This is a genomic window from Alkalibacillus sp. S2W (genome assembly GCF_046764385.1).
Lineage (GTDB): Bacteria > Bacillota > Bacilli > Bacillales > Alkalibacillaceae > Alkalibacillus > Alkalibacillus almallahensis.
On record NZ_CP177234.1, the window covers coordinates 1,279,320 to 1,294,955 of the forward strand.

Consider the following 15,636-nt stretch of genomic DNA (forward strand, 5'->3'; position numbering starts at 1 on the left):
ACGGACGAAAATGAGCGTTTTTATTAATAAAGACACAAAAGTAATTGTTCAGGGTATTACAGGTGGAACAGCCCTTTTCCACACGAAACAAATGCTTGATTACGGTACGCAAATCGTCGGAGGTGTTACACCGAAAAAAGGTGGCACTGAAGTAGAAGGTGTACCTGTATTCAATACAGTAGATTCAGCAGTTGAAGAAACAGGTGCGAACGCGTCTGTTGTATACGTACCTGCTCCGTTTGCGGCTGACGCAATCATGGAAGCGGTTGATGCTGAACTTGATCTAGTTATTTGTATTACGGAACATATTCCGGTACAAGACATGGTTAAGGTGAAGCGTTATATGGAAGGGAAGAAAACGCGCTTAGTAGGACCAAACTGCCCTGGTGTAATCACACCAGAAGAATGTAAGATTGGTATTATGCCTGGTTACATCCATAAAAAAGGTCACATCGGTGTTGTATCCCGTTCAGGTACATTAACGTATGAAGCGGTTCATCAATTATCTGAAAATGGCTTTGGTCAATCAACAGCTGTTGGTATTGGTGGCGACCCAGTGAATGGTACAGATTTCATCGATACACTTAAAGCTTTCAATGAAGATCCTGACACAGAAGCTGTAATTATGATTGGTGAAATCGGCGGTACAGCTGAAGAAGAAGCAGCAGAGTGGATCAAAGCTAATATGGACAAGCCTGTTGTAGGCTTCATCGGTGGTGCAACTGCTCCTCCAGGAAAACGTATGGGTCACGCAGGTGCGATTATCTCAGGTGGTAAAGGTACTGCTGAAGAGAAAATTCGTGTTATGAATGATTGTGGCATTAGTGTTGCGTCAACTCCAGCTGTCATTGGCGAAACAATGATTGAAACATTAAAGGAAAACAATCTTTATGACAAGTGTAAAACTCATTAATATGTAATAACGAGTTGGGCGCATGATCGTGTTGCCCAACTCGATTTTTATCCATAGGTTAGGAGTGTTGTTATGTGACTAAAAAACAAACGTTTTTACTTTATCTTATTTTACAAACCCGCTTCGTTAAAAGGCAAAACCTATCACGCTATCTCCTCGAAAACTATGAGCTTGATTTATTATTATTAGCTAACCCTAAAGAACTCTCACAACTATTGAGAATTTCTCATGATCATTCAACAAAATTACAACAATTAATCCACAGCGACCCCTTTAAGCGAAAGTTATGGCAAAAATTTTGCTCTGAGCCAGTTATTAGTTGGTTTGATCAAACATACCCCGAGTCACTTCGCCATATTCCAGACCCACCATTAATCTTATATTATCAAGGTGATCTCTCTTTATTAAACACTCCTAAATTAAGTGTTATTGGTTCACGAAAACCTTCCCAATATGCCGAGCGAAAGATTTCCTATATGCTTAAACCACTTTTAACCGAAACATGGTCAATTGTTAGTGGGATGGCAAAGGGCATAGATAGTTTGAGCCATCAATACGTATTGAATCAAAATGGTAATACGATTGCCATACTAGGATTTGGTTTTAATTATATGTATCCAGCATCACACCGTCCGTTATATGAACAAATTGCTAATAAGGGCTTAATCCTTTCAGAGTATCCCCCAGATACAAAACCCCAAAAATGGCATTTCCCTGAACGAAATCGTTTAATTAGTGGTTTATCTACTGCTACGTTGATTGTTGAAGCGACGGAGCGTAGTGGCACGATGATTACAGCAGACCAAGCTTTAGAACAAGGAAAAGAAGTATATGTTATCCCAGATAGCATCTTTTTACCGCAAGCACAAGGCTGCCATCATTTATTGAACGAGGGTGCTGTCCCCGTTACAACACCTGAACAACTTCATTCATATTTATCTTCAGGATCATGGATGAATGACAACCATCCACTTCCTCAAATTAAATGAGTATATTCCCCCGAAAAATTTAAAAAATGGCTCTATTAAAGTCCGTTGTTGTTATTGTGATCCGCTTTCGGTGGACGCTTTCCGCAGGCACGGCTCGAGCCTCCTCGGCCACTAAAGGAACTTCGGCTAAGTTCCGGACGTCAATCACAAACGCCGAAGTGACCCACATCCTGTGGACCTCTGGGGGTCTCGAGACACGTGCTGTTCCCGTAACGGCCTGGACGGCCTAATGTCAACGTTGGTCACAGGACGTGACCGAACTTAGTCGATCAGGAGTCGCCACCTTCGCTTCTCACAATTCAACAACTCAGTGCTACACCATTTTAAAAAAAACACTAATCTTTAAAAGAGCCTAAAAATTAAATGATAATCGTGTTATTCGACAGTGATTTAATTGTCATTGTCGAACATTTTTTCGTTTAACCGTTTGACAAATGCATAGAAGTTATTTAATAATGAATGAGATTATAATGCAAGGTGAATTTGTAGAACAAGCGATTAATGCAAATACCATTTTGACAACTATAATATGACGTAAACACACGAAATCACCTCGTAGGAGGCATCAAACATGTCAGATTATCTAGTTATTGTAGAATCGCCCGCAAAGGCCAAAACAATTGAACGTTATCTAGGCAAAAAATACAAAGTTAAAGCATCAATGGGACATGTCATCGATTTACCAAAAAGTAAGATGGGAGTCGATGTAGAAAATGATTATGATCCGAAATATATTACGATAAGAGGAAAAGGGCCAGTATTAGATGATTTAAAAAAGTCAGCTAAAAAAGCTAAAAAAGTTTATCTCGCAGCCGACCCTGACCGTGAAGGTGAAGCCATTGCATGGCATCTTGCCCACAGTTTAGGAATTGAAGAAGGCGCGAAATGTCGAGTCGTTTTTAATGAAATTACGAAAGAAGCCATTAAAGAATCGTTTAAAGAACCACGAGAGGTTGACATGGACTTAGTCAATGCTCAACAAGCTCGTCGAGTATTAGATCGTCTCGTCGGTTACAATATTAGTCCATTATTATGGAAGAAAATCAAAAAGGGATTAAGTGCAGGTCGTGTTCAATCTGTTGCCGTTAAACTGATTATTGATCGTGAGAATGAAATTAATAATTTTGTGCCAGAAGAATATTGGTCAATTACTTCAGAGTTTACTCACAAAAAGAAAAAATTCGAAGCCAAGTTCCATGGAATTGATGGTGAAAAAACAGATCTGAAAAATGAAGAAGATGTACAAAAAATATTGAACAGACTAGATGGAGAAACATTTGACGTTCAAAGCGTGAATAAACGTGAACGTAAACGAAATCCATCTTCACCTTTTACCACTTCCTCATTACAACAGGAAGCTTTCCGGAAATTGAATTTCAGAGCTAAAAAGACGATGATGATTGCTCAACAATTATACGAAGGTATAAATTTAGGTGGTAAAGATGGAACGACAGGTTTAATCACTTATATGCGTACAGACTCAACTCGTATATCTAATACAGCTAAAAATGAAGCTGCTGAATTAATCGAAGCGAAGTTTGGTCAGTCTCATTTAGGCAAACAAAAACAAGCTAAAAATGATGAACGCTCTCAAGATGCGCACGAAGCCATTAGACCGACGGCTATTCATAAAGAGCCAACAGCCATCAAGCCCAAGTTATCTAATGATCAATATAAGTTGTATAAATTAATTTGGGAACGGTTTGTGGCTAGTCAGATGGCACCAGCCGTGCTTGATACCGTGACAGCTCACCTTATGAATAACGGGGTAGAATTCCGCGCGACAGGATCTCAAGTTAAATTTAAAGGCTTTATGGAAGTTTATGTTGAAGGTCAAGATGATAAAAAGAAAGATGAGCAGAAAATGTTGCCGCCTTTAGAAGAAGGGGATCAAGTAACAGCGCAGGATATTACACCTAATCAGCACTTCACACAACCACCTCCACGCTATACGGAGGCTCGCTTAGTTCGCACGCTTGAAGAGAAAGGAATCGGACGACCATCAACCTATGCACCGACTTTAGATACTATTCAACGCAGAGGGTATGTCGCCTTAGATAATCGTCGCTTTGTTCCAACTGAGCTTGGAACGATCGTCATTGATTTATTAGAACAATATTTCCCTGAAATCATTAATGTTCAATTTACAGTAGATATGGAAAACAATTTAGATAGTGTAGAAGATGGCGAAAAAGAGTGGCGTAAAATCATTGATGACTTCTATCAAGATTTTGAAAAACGCTTAGAAAAGGCAGAAGAAGAAATCGAAAAAATTGAAGTTCGAGATGAACCTGCTGGTGAAAACTGTGAAAAATGTGGTCACGATATGGTTTATAAGATGGGACGATACGGTAAGTTCATGGCATGTTCGAACTTCCCTGATTGCCGCAATACTAAGCCAATCTTGAAAGAGATTGGTGTTGATTGTCCGCGTTGCGAAAAAGGTAGTATTGTAGAGCGCAAAAGTAAGAAAAATCGTACGTTTTACGGATGTGATCAGTATCCTGAGTGTGAGTTCATCTCTTGGGATAAACCGATTCAAAGACCGTGTCCAAAATGTGCCTCGTTAATGGTTGAAAAGAAACAAAAGAAAAGCACACAAGTTAAATGTACAGAATGTGATTATAGCGAAACTGAACAATCATAATATGAGGGGCTAACGTTATTCGTTAGCTCTTTTTTTGTATATTTTTAAAACAAATTGTGAAAGATGAAAATAGTTAAGTATTTTAAATTGACACACAATTTCACTTCGTTTAAAATTTGCTATTGGTGAGTAAGCTTCATAATTGAAATGACGGTGCTCAGCAAAAAGTGACAACAATGTGAAAATTGTTGTATTATTTTGAAAAGTTTGATAAAATTTTAAATGGTAAAGCTAAGGGGGAGGAGTCTTTGTGACGTCAGAAAAGCTATTGCATGATTTCAAACAATTTCTAGTGGTAGAACGTCATGCATCCTCATATACGGTTGATCAGTATATGACTGATTTAGATCAATTCTCTCGCTTTATCACGAAAGAACAGATTGATGGATTTTCTGAGATTAAACAGTCCGATCTTCGTATCTATTTAACGGAACTATACGAAGAAGGTCTTTCTCGAGTATCGGTTTCACGTAAATTATCAAGCCTGAGATCTTTTTATACATTTTTAGAGAAAGAAGGCTTTGTTAGTGTTAATCCGATCGAGTATGTTTCATCACCTAAGCGTGACCGGAAAATACCTCAATTTTTTTATGAGGAAGAATTAGCTAAATTGTTTGAAACTGAAGATGTAAGTACACCACTTGGTCAACGAAATCAAGCCATTGTCGAAATGCTCTATGCGACAGGTGTTCGTGTGAGTGAACTTGTTCAAATGAAACAAGACAATTTCGATTTTTCCTTAAAAACAGTTCTAGTACAAGGGAAGGGAAAGAAGCAGCGTTATGTTCCATTTGGAGCGTATGCTGAAGACGCCTTAGTTACATACTTACATGATGGTCGAATTGAATTAGCCGATAAAGCGAATGAGACGTCTGATTATGTGTTTTTGAATCACCGAGGTGATCCTTTAACTGACGAAGGTGTACGCTATATTTTAAATGAAATGATGAAACGTGCCGCTATAACAAGTACTATTCATCCCCATAAGTTAAGGCATACTTTTGCAACGCATTTACTAAATCAAGGTGCAGATATGCGCTCAGTCCAAGAATTACTCGGACACGAAAGTCTGTCATCAACTCAAATTTATACCCATGTTACCAAGGATTATTTACAAAACATTTATAACAATGCTCATCCACGAGCGTAGTGAAAGAGGGATAAAATGGAACAATCGTTTCATGCTACAACGATTTTTGCAGTGCGCCACAAAGGTCAAGCTGCAATGTCAGGCGACGGACAAGTTACATTTGGTAATGCTGTCGTTATGAAACATAAAGCTAAAAAAGTAAGAAGATTATATCATGGTCAAGTTTTAGCTGGCTTTGCTGGTTCAGTTGCTGATGCTTTTACATTATCCGAAAAGTTTGAAGCTAAGTTAGAACAGTATAATGGTAATCTTAGTCGCTCTGCAGTTGAATTAGCCAAAGAATGGCGAAGCGATAAAGTGTTACGTCGCCTTGAAGCAATGTTGATTGTCATGAATGAAGATCAAATGTTGCTAGTTTCAGGGACGGGTGAAGTGATCGAACCAGATGATGATATTTTAGCGATTGGCTCAGGAGGTCATTATGCCTTAAGTGCCGGGCGTGCATTAAAACGTTATTCTGAAGATCAATCCGCAGCAAATATTGCGCAGGCCGCTCTACAAATTGCAAGTGAAGTTTGTGTCTATACCAATGACGAAATTATTTTAGAGACACTAGACAATAAAGGAGATTCTCATTAATGAGTACAAAAGCAACACCTAAACAAATTGTAGACCAACTGGATCAATATATTATCGGTCAAACTGATGCTAAACGAGCTTTAGCCGTTGCATTAAGAAATCGGTATCGTCGGATGAATTTATCTGAAGAGATGCGAGATGAAATTGTCCCGAAAAACATTCTAATGATTGGCCCAACAGGTGTTGGTAAAACAGAATTAGCTCGTCGTTTAGCTAAGTTAGTTGGGGCACCATTTTCTAAAGTAGAAGCGACTAAATTTACAGAGGTTGGTTATGTTGGTCGAGATGTCGAATCAATGGTTCGTGATCTTGTTGAGACTAGCGTCCGCATGGTACGAGAAGAAAAGATGCTAGAAGTTCAGACTAGAGCGCGTGAAGCCGCTAACGAACAATTAGTAGACTTACTTGTTGGCGGTAAGAAAAAGCAATCAAATCAAGCTTCTAAAAATCCATTAGAAATGTTGTTTAATCAGCAGCAACAACAGCCAGAAGAAGCCGCTGAAGAACAAGAAAATTATGCGAATAAACGCCGACAAGTAAAAACGCAACTTGATCAAGGACAACTAGAAAATGAAACAGTGACCATTGAGGTCGAAGAACAACAATCGTCAATGTTTGACATGTTACAAGGTTCGGGTATGGAACAAATGGGTATGAATATGCAAGATGCACTCAGTCAGTTCATGCCGAATAAGACCAAAAAGCGAAAACTACCTGTTAAAGATGCTCGTGAAGTCCTAACTCAGACTGAAGCAGAAAAATTAATCGATATGGATGAAGTTCACCAGAAGGCTATTGAGCAAGCTGAACAATCGGGCATTATCTTCATTGATGAAATTGACAAAGTTTGTGGTCAAGATAATAAACAAGCGAATGTTTCGCGAGAAGGTGTTCAGCGTGACATCTTACCAATCGTTGAAGGTTCCACGATTATGACCAAGTATGGAGCACTTAAAACGGATTACATGTTATTTATTACAGCTGGAGCATTTCATACGGCGAAACCGTCTGATTTAATCCCTGAATTACAAGGTCGTTTCCCGATTCGTGTTGAATTGAATAAGCTAATTGTTCAAGACTTTATCAACATCTTAACGGAACCGTCTAATGCGATTATCAAACAATATACCGCGCTTCTTGAAACAGAAGGTATTCGTGTTGAGTTTACGGAAGAAGCAATTGAACGGATCGCTGAAATTGCGTTCGAAGTGAACCAGGAAACAGATAATATAGGTGCAAGACGTCTACACACTATAATGGAAAAATTATTAGAAGACCTATCATTTGAGGCGCCAGATATCACGATGGAAAAAATCGAGATCACAGCACCTTACGTAGATGACAAGTTATCTTCCATCGTTAAAAATAAAGATCTATCTGAATATATCTTATAATCTAGGAGGAATGAAAGATGAATTTATTAGAAAAAGCACGCGTGATTAATGCAATGCTTCAAAAAACACAAGGGAAAGCCGTTAACTTCAACGACATGTCTGCTACATTGCGTGATGTGATCGGAGCGAACATCTTTGTATTGAGTCGTAAAGGTAAGTTATTAGGTTTTGCTATTAAACAAGAGATTGAAAACGAACGAATGAAAACGATGTTAGAAGAGCGCCAGTTCCCAGAAGAATATACAAACAATTTATTTAGTATTCAAGAAACAACAGCCAATATTGACATTGATAGTGAGTACACAGCTTTCCCAGTTGAAAACAAAGAGTTATTTCAAAATGGTTTAACAACAATTACACCGATTATTGGCGGCGGTGAACGACTAGGGACGCTTATTCTAAGTCGAATCGAAGAGTCTTTTGAAGAAGATGACCTTTTATTAGCTGAATATGGTGCTACGGTTGTAGGCATGGAAATCTTACATCAAAAATCTGAGCAAATTGAAGAAGAAGCTCGCAGTAAAGCTGTTGTTCAAATGGCGATCAATTCATTATCATATAGTGAACTTGAAGCGATTGAACACATCTTTAATGAATTAGAAGGAAACGAAGGACTGCTTGTAGCTAGTAAGGTAGCAGATCGTGTGGGCATTACACGTTCAGTGATTGTGAATGCATTACGTAAGCTAGAAAGTGCAGGCGTCATTGAGTCACGGTCACTAGGAATGAAAGGAACGTATATTAAAGTATTAAATGACAAATTCTTAGTAGAATTAGAAAAAGTCAATATGCTATAAACTAAGACTAAAGGATAGCTGATCATAATCCGCTATCCTTTTTTTAGTTAAAATATAGTATATTTTTACTAGTCCTATAGAACCAGATCTATTTATATCGACAAAATATAAAAATTTTTGAGCGAAACTCTGTGTTATTTTTTGAGAATCTATGCAATAATATAAGGAAATGCGACAATACATATTAATTCGAAAATTTAAAAGGAAAGGTGGGGGTCGATTGAGTTTATTTGGTCAAACGATTAGTAACTTAGAGCAAGGACTTAATTATTCTTCAGCTAGGAATCAAACTATTGGGAATAATATTGCAAATGTTGATACCCCGGGTTATAAAGCTAAACATGTAAATTTTAAGGATCATTTAAATGCTGCAAGTTTTGAAGCAAAACGTACTGAGCAACAACATATTCCTTTTTCTAACCAGGAATCATCATTTAATGTGACTTCTAGACAAAATACGACATATAACCATAATGGAAACAGTGTCGATATTGATAAAGAAATGAATGAATTAGCACAAAATCAACTGTATTATGAAGCATTAACTGAACGAATTAACGGTAAATTCAGTTCACTTAAGTCCGTCGTAGGAGGTAGATAAATCATGAGTATTTTTTCAGGTATGAATACGAACGCAAGTGCTTTAACAGCTAACCGTTTTAAAATGGATGTTGTGTCGTCAAACATTGCCAATGCCGATACGACACGTGCTGAATTAAACGAAGATGGTGAATGGGAACCGTATCGACGTAAAATTGTATCCCAAGAATCGAGAGGTGCAAGTTTTGACTCATTCTTACAAAAATCATTAAACCGAAGTGACAACCCTGGTGGAGGGGTTCGTATTAATTCGGTTGAAGAAGACCCATCTCCTTTTCAACAAGTTTATAATCCATCACATCCTGATGCGAATGAAGAAGGTTATGTTCAAAAGCCTAATGTTAATCCATTAGAAGAGATGTTAGAGCTCATGTCAACTTCACGTGCTTATGAAGCGAATGTAACGGCTTTAAATGCATCAAAAGGAATGATGATGAAATCCTTAGAGATAGGAAGGTAAGGTGATTTGAATGAAACCGATAGATCCACAATTTTTCACTCAAGCAACTGGCGAGATCGCTAAGCAACAAACTCAACAAAAAAACTCAGTCAGTGCAAGTGATGTTCAACAAAACTTCGCGAAAGAGTTAAAGAACGCGATTAATCAAGTAAATGAAACTCAACAAGCATCTAATCAGCAAACAAATGCTCTTGTGAATGGTGAAGCTGATAATTTACATAATGTCATGATCGCGGCGGAAAAAGCTAGTGTGACTTTACAAACAGCTACTGAAGTACAAAACAAGGCTGTAGAAGCTTATAACAAAGTCATGCGTATGCAACTTTAAAATAACCAATTGGTGAAGATTTTCTGAGAGTCGGAGGACTACAATGAACGAAACAATAAAGACATATAGAAATAAAGTAACAGAGTTTTGGAAAACAAGAACAACTCCTCAGAAATCACTCATCCTTGCAGGTACTTTGGGGATTATTGTACTGATCATTTCTTTGACCCTATTTGCAAGTTCACCCAATATGGTTCCTCTATACAGCAATTTAACGGTAGAGGAATCTGGGAGTTTGCGAGAAGAATTACAATCTCAAGGCGTACCACATGAACTAGAGGATGGAGGGACAACAATCCTTGTCCCTGAAGAACAATCTGATGAGTTGGTTGTTGATTTAGCAGCCCAAGGGATTCCGGACACTGGAAATATTGACTACTCATTTTTTAGTGATAATGTCTCTTGGGGTATGACTGATGAAGAAAGACAAATTATCGAACGTGATGCTTTACAAACAGAGTTATCCAATTTGATCACGAGTATTTCAGGTATTTCAGAGGCGAATGTATTAATTAATGAAGCCGAAGAATCTGTCTTTGTTGCAGATCAAACAGGTGAAGCATCAGCCTCAGTAACGATTAATACAGGCTACGGAAACTCATTTGATCAAAGTCAAGTACAAAGTTTGTATCACATGGTTTCAAAAGCTGTACCAAACCTTAAACCTGAAAACATTGCTATTATGGATCAAAATTTTAACTATTATGACTTAGAAGGTTCTGGAACTGGTACTAGTAGTACATATGCCGAAAATCAACAAATTAAAGATAATATTGAACAAGATATTCAACGTGAAGTCCAGAAAATGCTAGGAACGATGATGGGACAAAACAAAGTCGTTGTTTCTGTTTCATCCGATATAGATTTCTCCCAAGAGAATACAGTCGAGCAACTGGTCAAACCAGTTGATATGGAAACAATGGAAGGATTACCTGTCAGTGTTGAACGTGTAACTGAAACTTATACGGGTTATGACGGTGGAGACATGGTTGATGGTGAAGGTGATATACCTGAATTACCAGCTGTTACAGAAGATGGAGAAGAAGTCTCTGAATATGAAAATGTTCGTGAAACGATTAACAATGAATTCAATCGTGTCCGTAATGAAATTGTAGAGAGTCCTTATGAAATACGAGATCTAGGTATTCAAGTGGCTGTTGATAATACCATAGAAAATGATACGGGTGAAATGGTGCAATTAAGCGAAGAAGAACAGTTAGCTGTTGAGGAGGATGTTCAATCAATTTTATCAACAGTTGTTGAAACATCGATCCCAGGTGAAGAAGATACGTTTGACCCAGCAGACAAATATTCAATCGTATTCCAAGAATTTTCTGGTGCTCCTGAATTTGAATCAGGTGGCGCAGGGATTCCAACTTGGATGTATATAGCCGGAGCTTTATTGATTTTAGCTGTTGTTATTCTTCTATTCATTCTATTAAGAAGACGCAATCAAAACGAAGAAGTCGATGAAGTTGTTGAACAACGAGTCACCCAAGAAGAACGTGATTATACACTAGAACGAGAAGAAACAGAATCTGATGTTAGACGAAAACAACTTGAACAAATGGCGAAAGATAAACCAGAAGATTTCGCTAAGTTACTTCGCTCATGGATTGATGATTAAAGGGGGAGTAGGCGTCATATGACTGCTCAGAAGAAAGATTTATCTGGAAAACAAAAAGCGGCAGCACTCCTCATTTCTTTAGGACCAGATGTGTCTGCAGAGGTTTATAAACATTTAACTGAAGAAGAAATTGAGCAATTAACCCTTGAAATTTCATCTGTAAAGAAAGTGGATTCAGAACAAAAAGACGACATTATGGATGAATTTCATCAAATAGCTGTCGCTCAAGATTACATTGCTCAAGGCGGAATTAACTACGCAAAGACCGTACTCGAAAAGGCATTAGGAGATGATAAAGCTGGTAAGATCATCGATCGTTTGACCACTTCACTTCAAGTCAAACCATTTGATTTTGCACGTAAAGCAGATGCTGGTCAAATCTATAACTTTATTCAAAATGAGCATCCTCAAACAATTGCTTTAGTCTTATCGTATTTAGATGCTGAACAATCATCCCAAATTTTATCAAATTTACCTGAGGAATCTCAGTCAGATATAGCAAGACGAATAGCTGTCATGCAATCAACATCTCCGGAAATTGTTAATGAGGTTGAACATTTACTCGAGAAAAAACTATCCACGACTGTGACAGATGATTATGCTGAAGCAGGTGGAATTGAGTCTATTGTCAACATTCTAAATAGCGTTGATCGTACAACTGAACGTACGATTTTAGATGACTTAGAAGTACAAGATCCTGATTTAGCAGAAGATATCAAGAAACGTATGTTTGTATTTGAAGATATTGTGACCCTAGACAATCGTGCTATTCAACGCGTAATTCGTGATACTGAAAATGAAGACTTAATGTTATCACTCAAAGTGGCAAGTGATGAAGTAAAAGAAACATTATTTAATAATATGTCTAATCGAATGGCTGAAACGATGAAAGAAGAAATTGAGATCATGGGACCTGTTCGATTGAAGGATGTGGAAGAGGCTCAAACACGTATCGTTGGTACGATCCGCCGCTTAGAGGAGATGGGTGAGATTGTTATCGCACGTGGTGGAGGTGACGATATCATTGTCTAATCTATACCGTTCTTCAAAGAGTGATGAACATAAAACGATTCAATTAAAACCCATTCAGGTTCAACAAGAACCTGAAATACATAATGATCATGAAGTTGATACAGAAGCGATTCTTAATGAAAAATTAGCAGAAGCAGAAAAAAAACTAGCAGATGCAAAACAACAAGCTGAACAGATTATTAACGACGCACATAATCAAGTCAATCAAGAACGAGAGCAATTCGAACAGGAGAAAGAAACAGCTTATAAACAGGCTCATGACCAAGGCTATCAAGAAGGGTTTCAAAAAGGTGAAAAGCTAGGTGAAACTCAATATAATGAGTTAATTGATAAAGCAAATTCTGTTATAGAAAAGACGAACCTTGATTATCACGAACATATTAAATCTGCAGAAGATACAATTTTATTGATTGCCATGAAAGCTGCAGAAAAAATAGTCCACCAACATTTGCAAGAAAATGAATCAAGGCTGATGCCAATTATACAAGAGGCAATAGAAGAAGTATCAGATCAGCCAGAAATTAAAGTATATGTCCATGTAACCCAATTTCAAATGGTGTTAGATCATAAAGAATCACTACAAGCAATGCTTAATAATTATTCAACTCTATCAATCTATCCTAAAAAATCTATTGAAGAATTTGGTTGTGTTATTGAAACAGAACAAGGTCAAATTGATACATCGATTGATACTCAACTCAATGAGTTAAAACGGACTTTACTTAATGAAGTGGAGAGGTAATCATACTATGGTCGTTGAAAGTATCTTAAATCAAATCGAACAAACTAACACAGTTAAACGATATGGAAGAGTGAATAGAAGTGTTGGTTTGCTGATCGAATCGAAAGGGCCTGAGACAAATATTGGTGATGTTTGTTTTATCTATAGCGGTCAGCAAGGTGATGCAATCAAGGCTGAAGTAGTAGGATTTCAAGATCAGAATGTCTTACTTATGCCATATGAGCAAACGAATAAAATCGGACCTGATAGTTTAGTAGAATCCACCCATTGTACACCTCATATTCAAGTAGGAGAAGAATTGATAGGTAGAGTATTAAACGGATTAGGTGAACCAATAGATGAACAATCTTTATCAGGTAATCTTACATCGTTTGATATAGAACAGAAATCACCTAATCCTCTTTCTAGAACGCCAATTGACCAGGTTGTATCAACTGGAATTAAAGCCATTGATAGTTGCTTAACTGTAGGTAAAGGGCAACGTATAGGTATTTTTGCAGGTAGTGGTGTTGGCAAGAGTACCTTGCTTGGGATGTTAGCTAAAAATAGTGATGCAGAAATTAATGTGTTTGCTTTATTAGGTGAACGTGGTCGTGAGGTTCGGGAGTTCATCGAACATGACTTGGGACCTGAAGGCTTAAAACGATCGATTGTTGTTGTCGCCACTTCAGATCAGCCAGCGTTACAACGTATTAAAGGTGCTAGTACTGCTACAGCTATTGCTGAATACTTTCGTGACCAAGGCTATCATGTCAACTTGATGATGGACTCGATTACACGAATTGCGATGGCACAACGTGAACTTGGGTTAGCTAGTGGCGAACCACCAACTACAAAAGGGTATACGCCAAGTGTTTTTGCTTTACTTCCACAACTATTAGAACGTACGGGGCCTGATCAACAAGGAAGTATCACAGCCTTCTATACTGTTTTAGTCGATGGAGACGATTTAGATGAACCTATTTCTGATGCTGTAAGAGGACTGTTAGATGGCCATCTAGTCTTAGACCGTCAGCTTGCTGAACAAGGGCAATATCCGGCGATTAATATTATGAAATCGATAAGCCGCCTGATGTCTAAAATCGTTAATCAAGAGCACCAACAGCTTGCTCACCGTGTTAAATCGTTATTAGCTACATACGAAGAAAATCGGGAACTGATTCAAATAGGTGCCTATAAAAAAGGGTCATCATCTGAAGTAGATGAAGCTATCTTTTATTACCCAAGGATTATGAAATTTCTATCCCAATCAATGAATGAAGCAGTAACGGCTGAAGAAAGTTATCAACAATTACAAAATCTATTTAAAAATGGTGATAATTCATGAACGATCTAAATACGTTTCAAAAGCTGTATCAAGTTCGTGAACAAGAATTAGATGATGCACGATCGAATTATAACCGCGCTGTAGACCACTTTGAGACTGAAGCTAATAAGTTGTATGAATTACTTAAATCTAAAGAAGGTTTAGAAAAACAATTAGATAATCAGATGACATCAGGAATAAAAGTCGACTGGATGACGAGTTATTATAATTATTTCAATTTAATTCAAGACCAAGAAAGTGATCTTCAGAAGAAAGTACACCAAGCACGGTTGAACATGTATAAGAAGCAGGATGCTGTACAGGCTGCTCATCAAGAATTAAAGAAAATTAATAAAATTATAGATAATAAAAAAGAAAAACAACACCAATTAAATAAACAAGCAGAGTTAGAATTCTTGGATGAAATTGCAGTACAGCATTATTCTAGAGCGAAATAAAAGGTGATCGTATGGCTATGGATCAAAATAGAGAAACAAATACAAGTAAATTTCAATGGTTTCTATTTGTTATTATTATTCCCGTTATCTTTGCGATAACCTTGGTCTTAATTATTTCAACATTTGCAGGTGTTAATCCGATTGAAAAAACTCAAGAGTATGGTAGTCAAATGCCGGTTGTTGGTTCTTTTGTTTCAACGCCTGAACAAGAAACTCAAGAACAACAGATTGCTAATCATGAAGCAACTATTCAAGATCAAAAGGCGACTATTGATGAGTTAGAAGCAACGATTAATACGAAAGATCAAGAAATAGAAGAATTGTCTAATGAAATTAATCAATTAACTGAACAATTAAAGTCTCAAAAAGAAGCTCAAGCAACCCGAGAAGAATCAATATCACAATTATCCAGTTCTTTTACTGAGATGAATGAGGAAAGTGCGGCAAATGTTATGGCCAATATGGAACAATCGGTTGTACTTGATATTCTAGAAGGCATGAATGATGGCGAGCGTGGCACAATTCTCGCAGAGATGGACGCAGAATTCGCAGCGACTTTGTCTAATGCACTAGTCCAAAGATCAAATGGTGAATAATGAATTTCAACCTTTTGA

16 protein-coding genes are annotated in these 15,636 nt (G+C 37.5%); all 16 read left to right on the top strand.

Annotated elements, in window-relative coordinates; genetic code table 11:
• Window positions 1–10 precede the first annotated feature (10 nt).
• The 16 genes from sucD (at window position 11) to ACKXGF_RS06990 (ending at window position 15,618) form a co-directional block, all read left to right on the top strand.
• The gene (sucD, locus tag ACKXGF_RS06915; protein ID WP_167260025.1) at window positions 11–913 is read left to right on the top strand and encodes a succinate--CoA ligase subunit alpha; all 903 of its coding nucleotides are present in this window, start codon (window positions 11–13) and stop codon (window positions 911–913) included.
• 74 nt (window positions 914–987) lie between these two features.
• The gene (dprA, locus tag ACKXGF_RS06920) at window positions 988–1,902 is read left to right on the top strand and encodes a DNA-processing protein DprA (RefSeq protein ID WP_411955438.1); all 915 of its coding nucleotides are present in this window, start codon (window positions 988–990) and stop codon (window positions 1,900–1,902) included.
• A gap of 571 nt (window positions 1,903–2,473) precedes the next feature.
• Entirely contained in the window at window positions 2,474–4,549 is a 2,076-nt protein-coding gene (gene topA, locus ACKXGF_RS06925; RefSeq protein WP_411955439.1) for a type I DNA topoisomerase, read from the top strand.
• Window positions 4,550–4,799: 250 nt separating this feature from the next.
• The gene (xerC, locus tag ACKXGF_RS06930) at window positions 4,800–5,699 is read left to right on the top strand and encodes a tyrosine recombinase XerC (RefSeq protein WP_411955440.1); all 900 of its coding nucleotides are present in this window, start codon (window positions 4,800–4,802) and stop codon (window positions 5,697–5,699) included.
• Between the two features lie 15 nt (window positions 5,700–5,714).
• On the top strand, window positions 5,715–6,278 hold the full coding sequence (hslV, locus tag ACKXGF_RS06935) for an ATP-dependent protease subunit HslV (RefSeq protein ID WP_167260031.1): 564 nt from the start codon (window positions 5,715–5,717) through the stop codon (window positions 6,276–6,278).
• Window positions 6,278–7,672 carry an ATP-dependent protease ATPase subunit HslU gene (gene hslU / locus ACKXGF_RS06940; RefSeq protein ID WP_411955441.1) on the top strand — a complete coding sequence of 465 codons (1,395 nt, stop codon included), beginning with the start codon at window positions 6,278–6,280 and terminating at the stop codon, window positions 7,670–7,672. The genes hslV and hslU overlap by 1 nt, the downstream gene beginning before the upstream one ends.
• Window positions 7,673–7,689: 17 nt before the next feature.
• Complete coding sequence (codY, locus tag ACKXGF_RS06945; RefSeq protein ID WP_167260035.1) at window positions 7,690–8,469, top strand: GTP-sensing pleiotropic transcriptional regulator CodY; 780 nt, start codon at window positions 7,690–7,692, stop codon at window positions 8,467–8,469.
• Window positions 8,470–8,689: 220 nt separating this feature from the next.
• Window positions 8,690–9,070, top strand: a complete 381-nt coding sequence (flgB, locus tag ACKXGF_RS06950; RefSeq protein ID WP_411955442.1) for a flagellar basal body rod protein FlgB — start codon at window positions 8,690–8,692, stop codon at window positions 9,068–9,070.
• A 3-nt stretch (window positions 9,071–9,073) separates the two neighbouring features.
• Window positions 9,074–9,529: a flagellar basal body rod protein FlgC gene (gene flgC, locus ACKXGF_RS06955; protein WP_411955443.1), complete on the top strand. Its 456-nt coding sequence runs from the start codon at window positions 9,074–9,076 to the stop codon at window positions 9,527–9,529.
• Window positions 9,530–9,539: 10 nt separating this feature from the next.
• Window positions 9,540–9,857 carry a flagellar hook-basal body complex protein FliE gene (gene fliE / locus ACKXGF_RS06960; RefSeq protein WP_411955444.1) on the top strand — a complete coding sequence of 106 codons (318 nt, stop codon included), beginning with the start codon at window positions 9,540–9,542 and terminating at the stop codon, window positions 9,855–9,857.
• A 43-nt stretch (window positions 9,858–9,900) separates the two neighbouring features.
• A complete protein-coding gene (gene fliF, locus ACKXGF_RS06965) occupies window positions 9,901–11,484 on the top strand; it encodes a flagellar basal-body MS-ring/collar protein FliF (protein ID WP_411955445.1) in 1,584 nt (527 codons plus the stop codon).
• Window positions 11,485–11,502: 18 nt separating this feature from the next.
• Entirely contained in the window at window positions 11,503–12,516 is a 1,014-nt protein-coding gene (gene fliG, locus ACKXGF_RS06970) for a flagellar motor switch protein FliG (RefSeq protein ID WP_411955446.1), read from the top strand.
• Window positions 12,509–13,258 (top strand): flagellar assembly protein FliH, encoded by a 750-nt coding sequence (gene fliH / locus ACKXGF_RS06975; protein ID WP_411955447.1) that lies wholly within the window; start codon window positions 12,509–12,511, stop codon window positions 13,256–13,258. The genes fliG and fliH overlap by 8 nt, the downstream gene beginning before the upstream one ends.
• A gap of 7 nt (window positions 13,259–13,265) precedes the next feature.
• On the top strand, window positions 13,266–14,585 hold the full coding sequence (fliI, locus tag ACKXGF_RS06980) for a flagellar protein export ATPase FliI (protein ID WP_411955448.1): 1,320 nt from the start codon (window positions 13,266–13,268) through the stop codon (window positions 14,583–14,585).
• Window positions 14,582–15,022: a flagellar export protein FliJ gene (fliJ, locus tag ACKXGF_RS06985; protein ID WP_411955449.1), complete on the top strand. Its 441-nt coding sequence runs from the start codon at window positions 14,582–14,584 to the stop codon at window positions 15,020–15,022. The genes fliI and fliJ overlap by 4 nt, the downstream gene beginning before the upstream one ends.
• Window positions 15,023–15,039: 17 nt before the next feature.
• Window positions 15,040–15,618, top strand: a complete 579-nt coding sequence (locus tag ACKXGF_RS06990; RefSeq protein ID WP_411955450.1) for a MotE family protein — start codon at window positions 15,040–15,042, stop codon at window positions 15,616–15,618.
• The last annotated feature ends 18 nt before the right edge of the window (window positions 15,619–15,636 follow it).

Bases quoted from the DNA above. Each gene is read 5' to 3' on its own strand.
- sucD (WP_167260025.1), top strand. From the start codon at position 11: ATGAGCGTTTTTATTAATAAAGACACAAAAGTAATTGTTCAGGGTATT.
- topA (WP_411955439.1), top strand. From the start codon at position 2,474: ATGTCAGATTATCTAGTTATTGTAGAATCGCCCGCAAAGGCCAAAACA.
- hslV (WP_167260031.1), top strand. From the start codon at position 5,715: ATGGAACAATCGTTTCATGCTACAACGATTTTTGCAGTGCGCCACAAA.
- hslU (WP_411955441.1), top strand. From the start codon at position 6,278: ATGAGTACAAAAGCAACACCTAAACAAATTGTAGACCAACTGGATCAA.
- codY (WP_167260035.1), top strand. From the start codon at position 7,690: ATGAATTTATTAGAAAAAGCACGCGTGATTAATGCAATGCTTCAAAAA.
- flgC (WP_411955443.1), top strand. From the start codon at position 9,074: ATGAGTATTTTTTCAGGTATGAATACGAACGCAAGTGCTTTAACAGCT.
- fliE (WP_411955444.1), top strand. From the start codon at position 9,540: ATGAAACCGATAGATCCACAATTTTTCACTCAAGCAACTGGCGAGATC.
- fliF (WP_411955445.1), top strand. From the start codon at position 9,901: ATGAACGAAACAATAAAGACATATAGAAATAAAGTAACAGAGTTTTGG.
- fliG (WP_411955446.1), top strand. From the start codon at position 11,503: ATGACTGCTCAGAAGAAAGATTTATCTGGAAAACAAAAAGCGGCAGCA.
- fliI (WP_411955448.1), top strand. From the start codon at position 13,266: ATGGTCGTTGAAAGTATCTTAAATCAAATCGAACAAACTAACACAGTT.
- fliJ (WP_411955449.1), top strand. From the start codon at position 14,582: ATGAACGATCTAAATACGTTTCAAAAGCTGTATCAAGTTCGTGAACAA.
- ACKXGF_RS06990 (WP_411955450.1), top strand. From the start codon at position 15,040: ATGGATCAAAATAGAGAAACAAATACAAGTAAATTTCAATGGTTTCTA.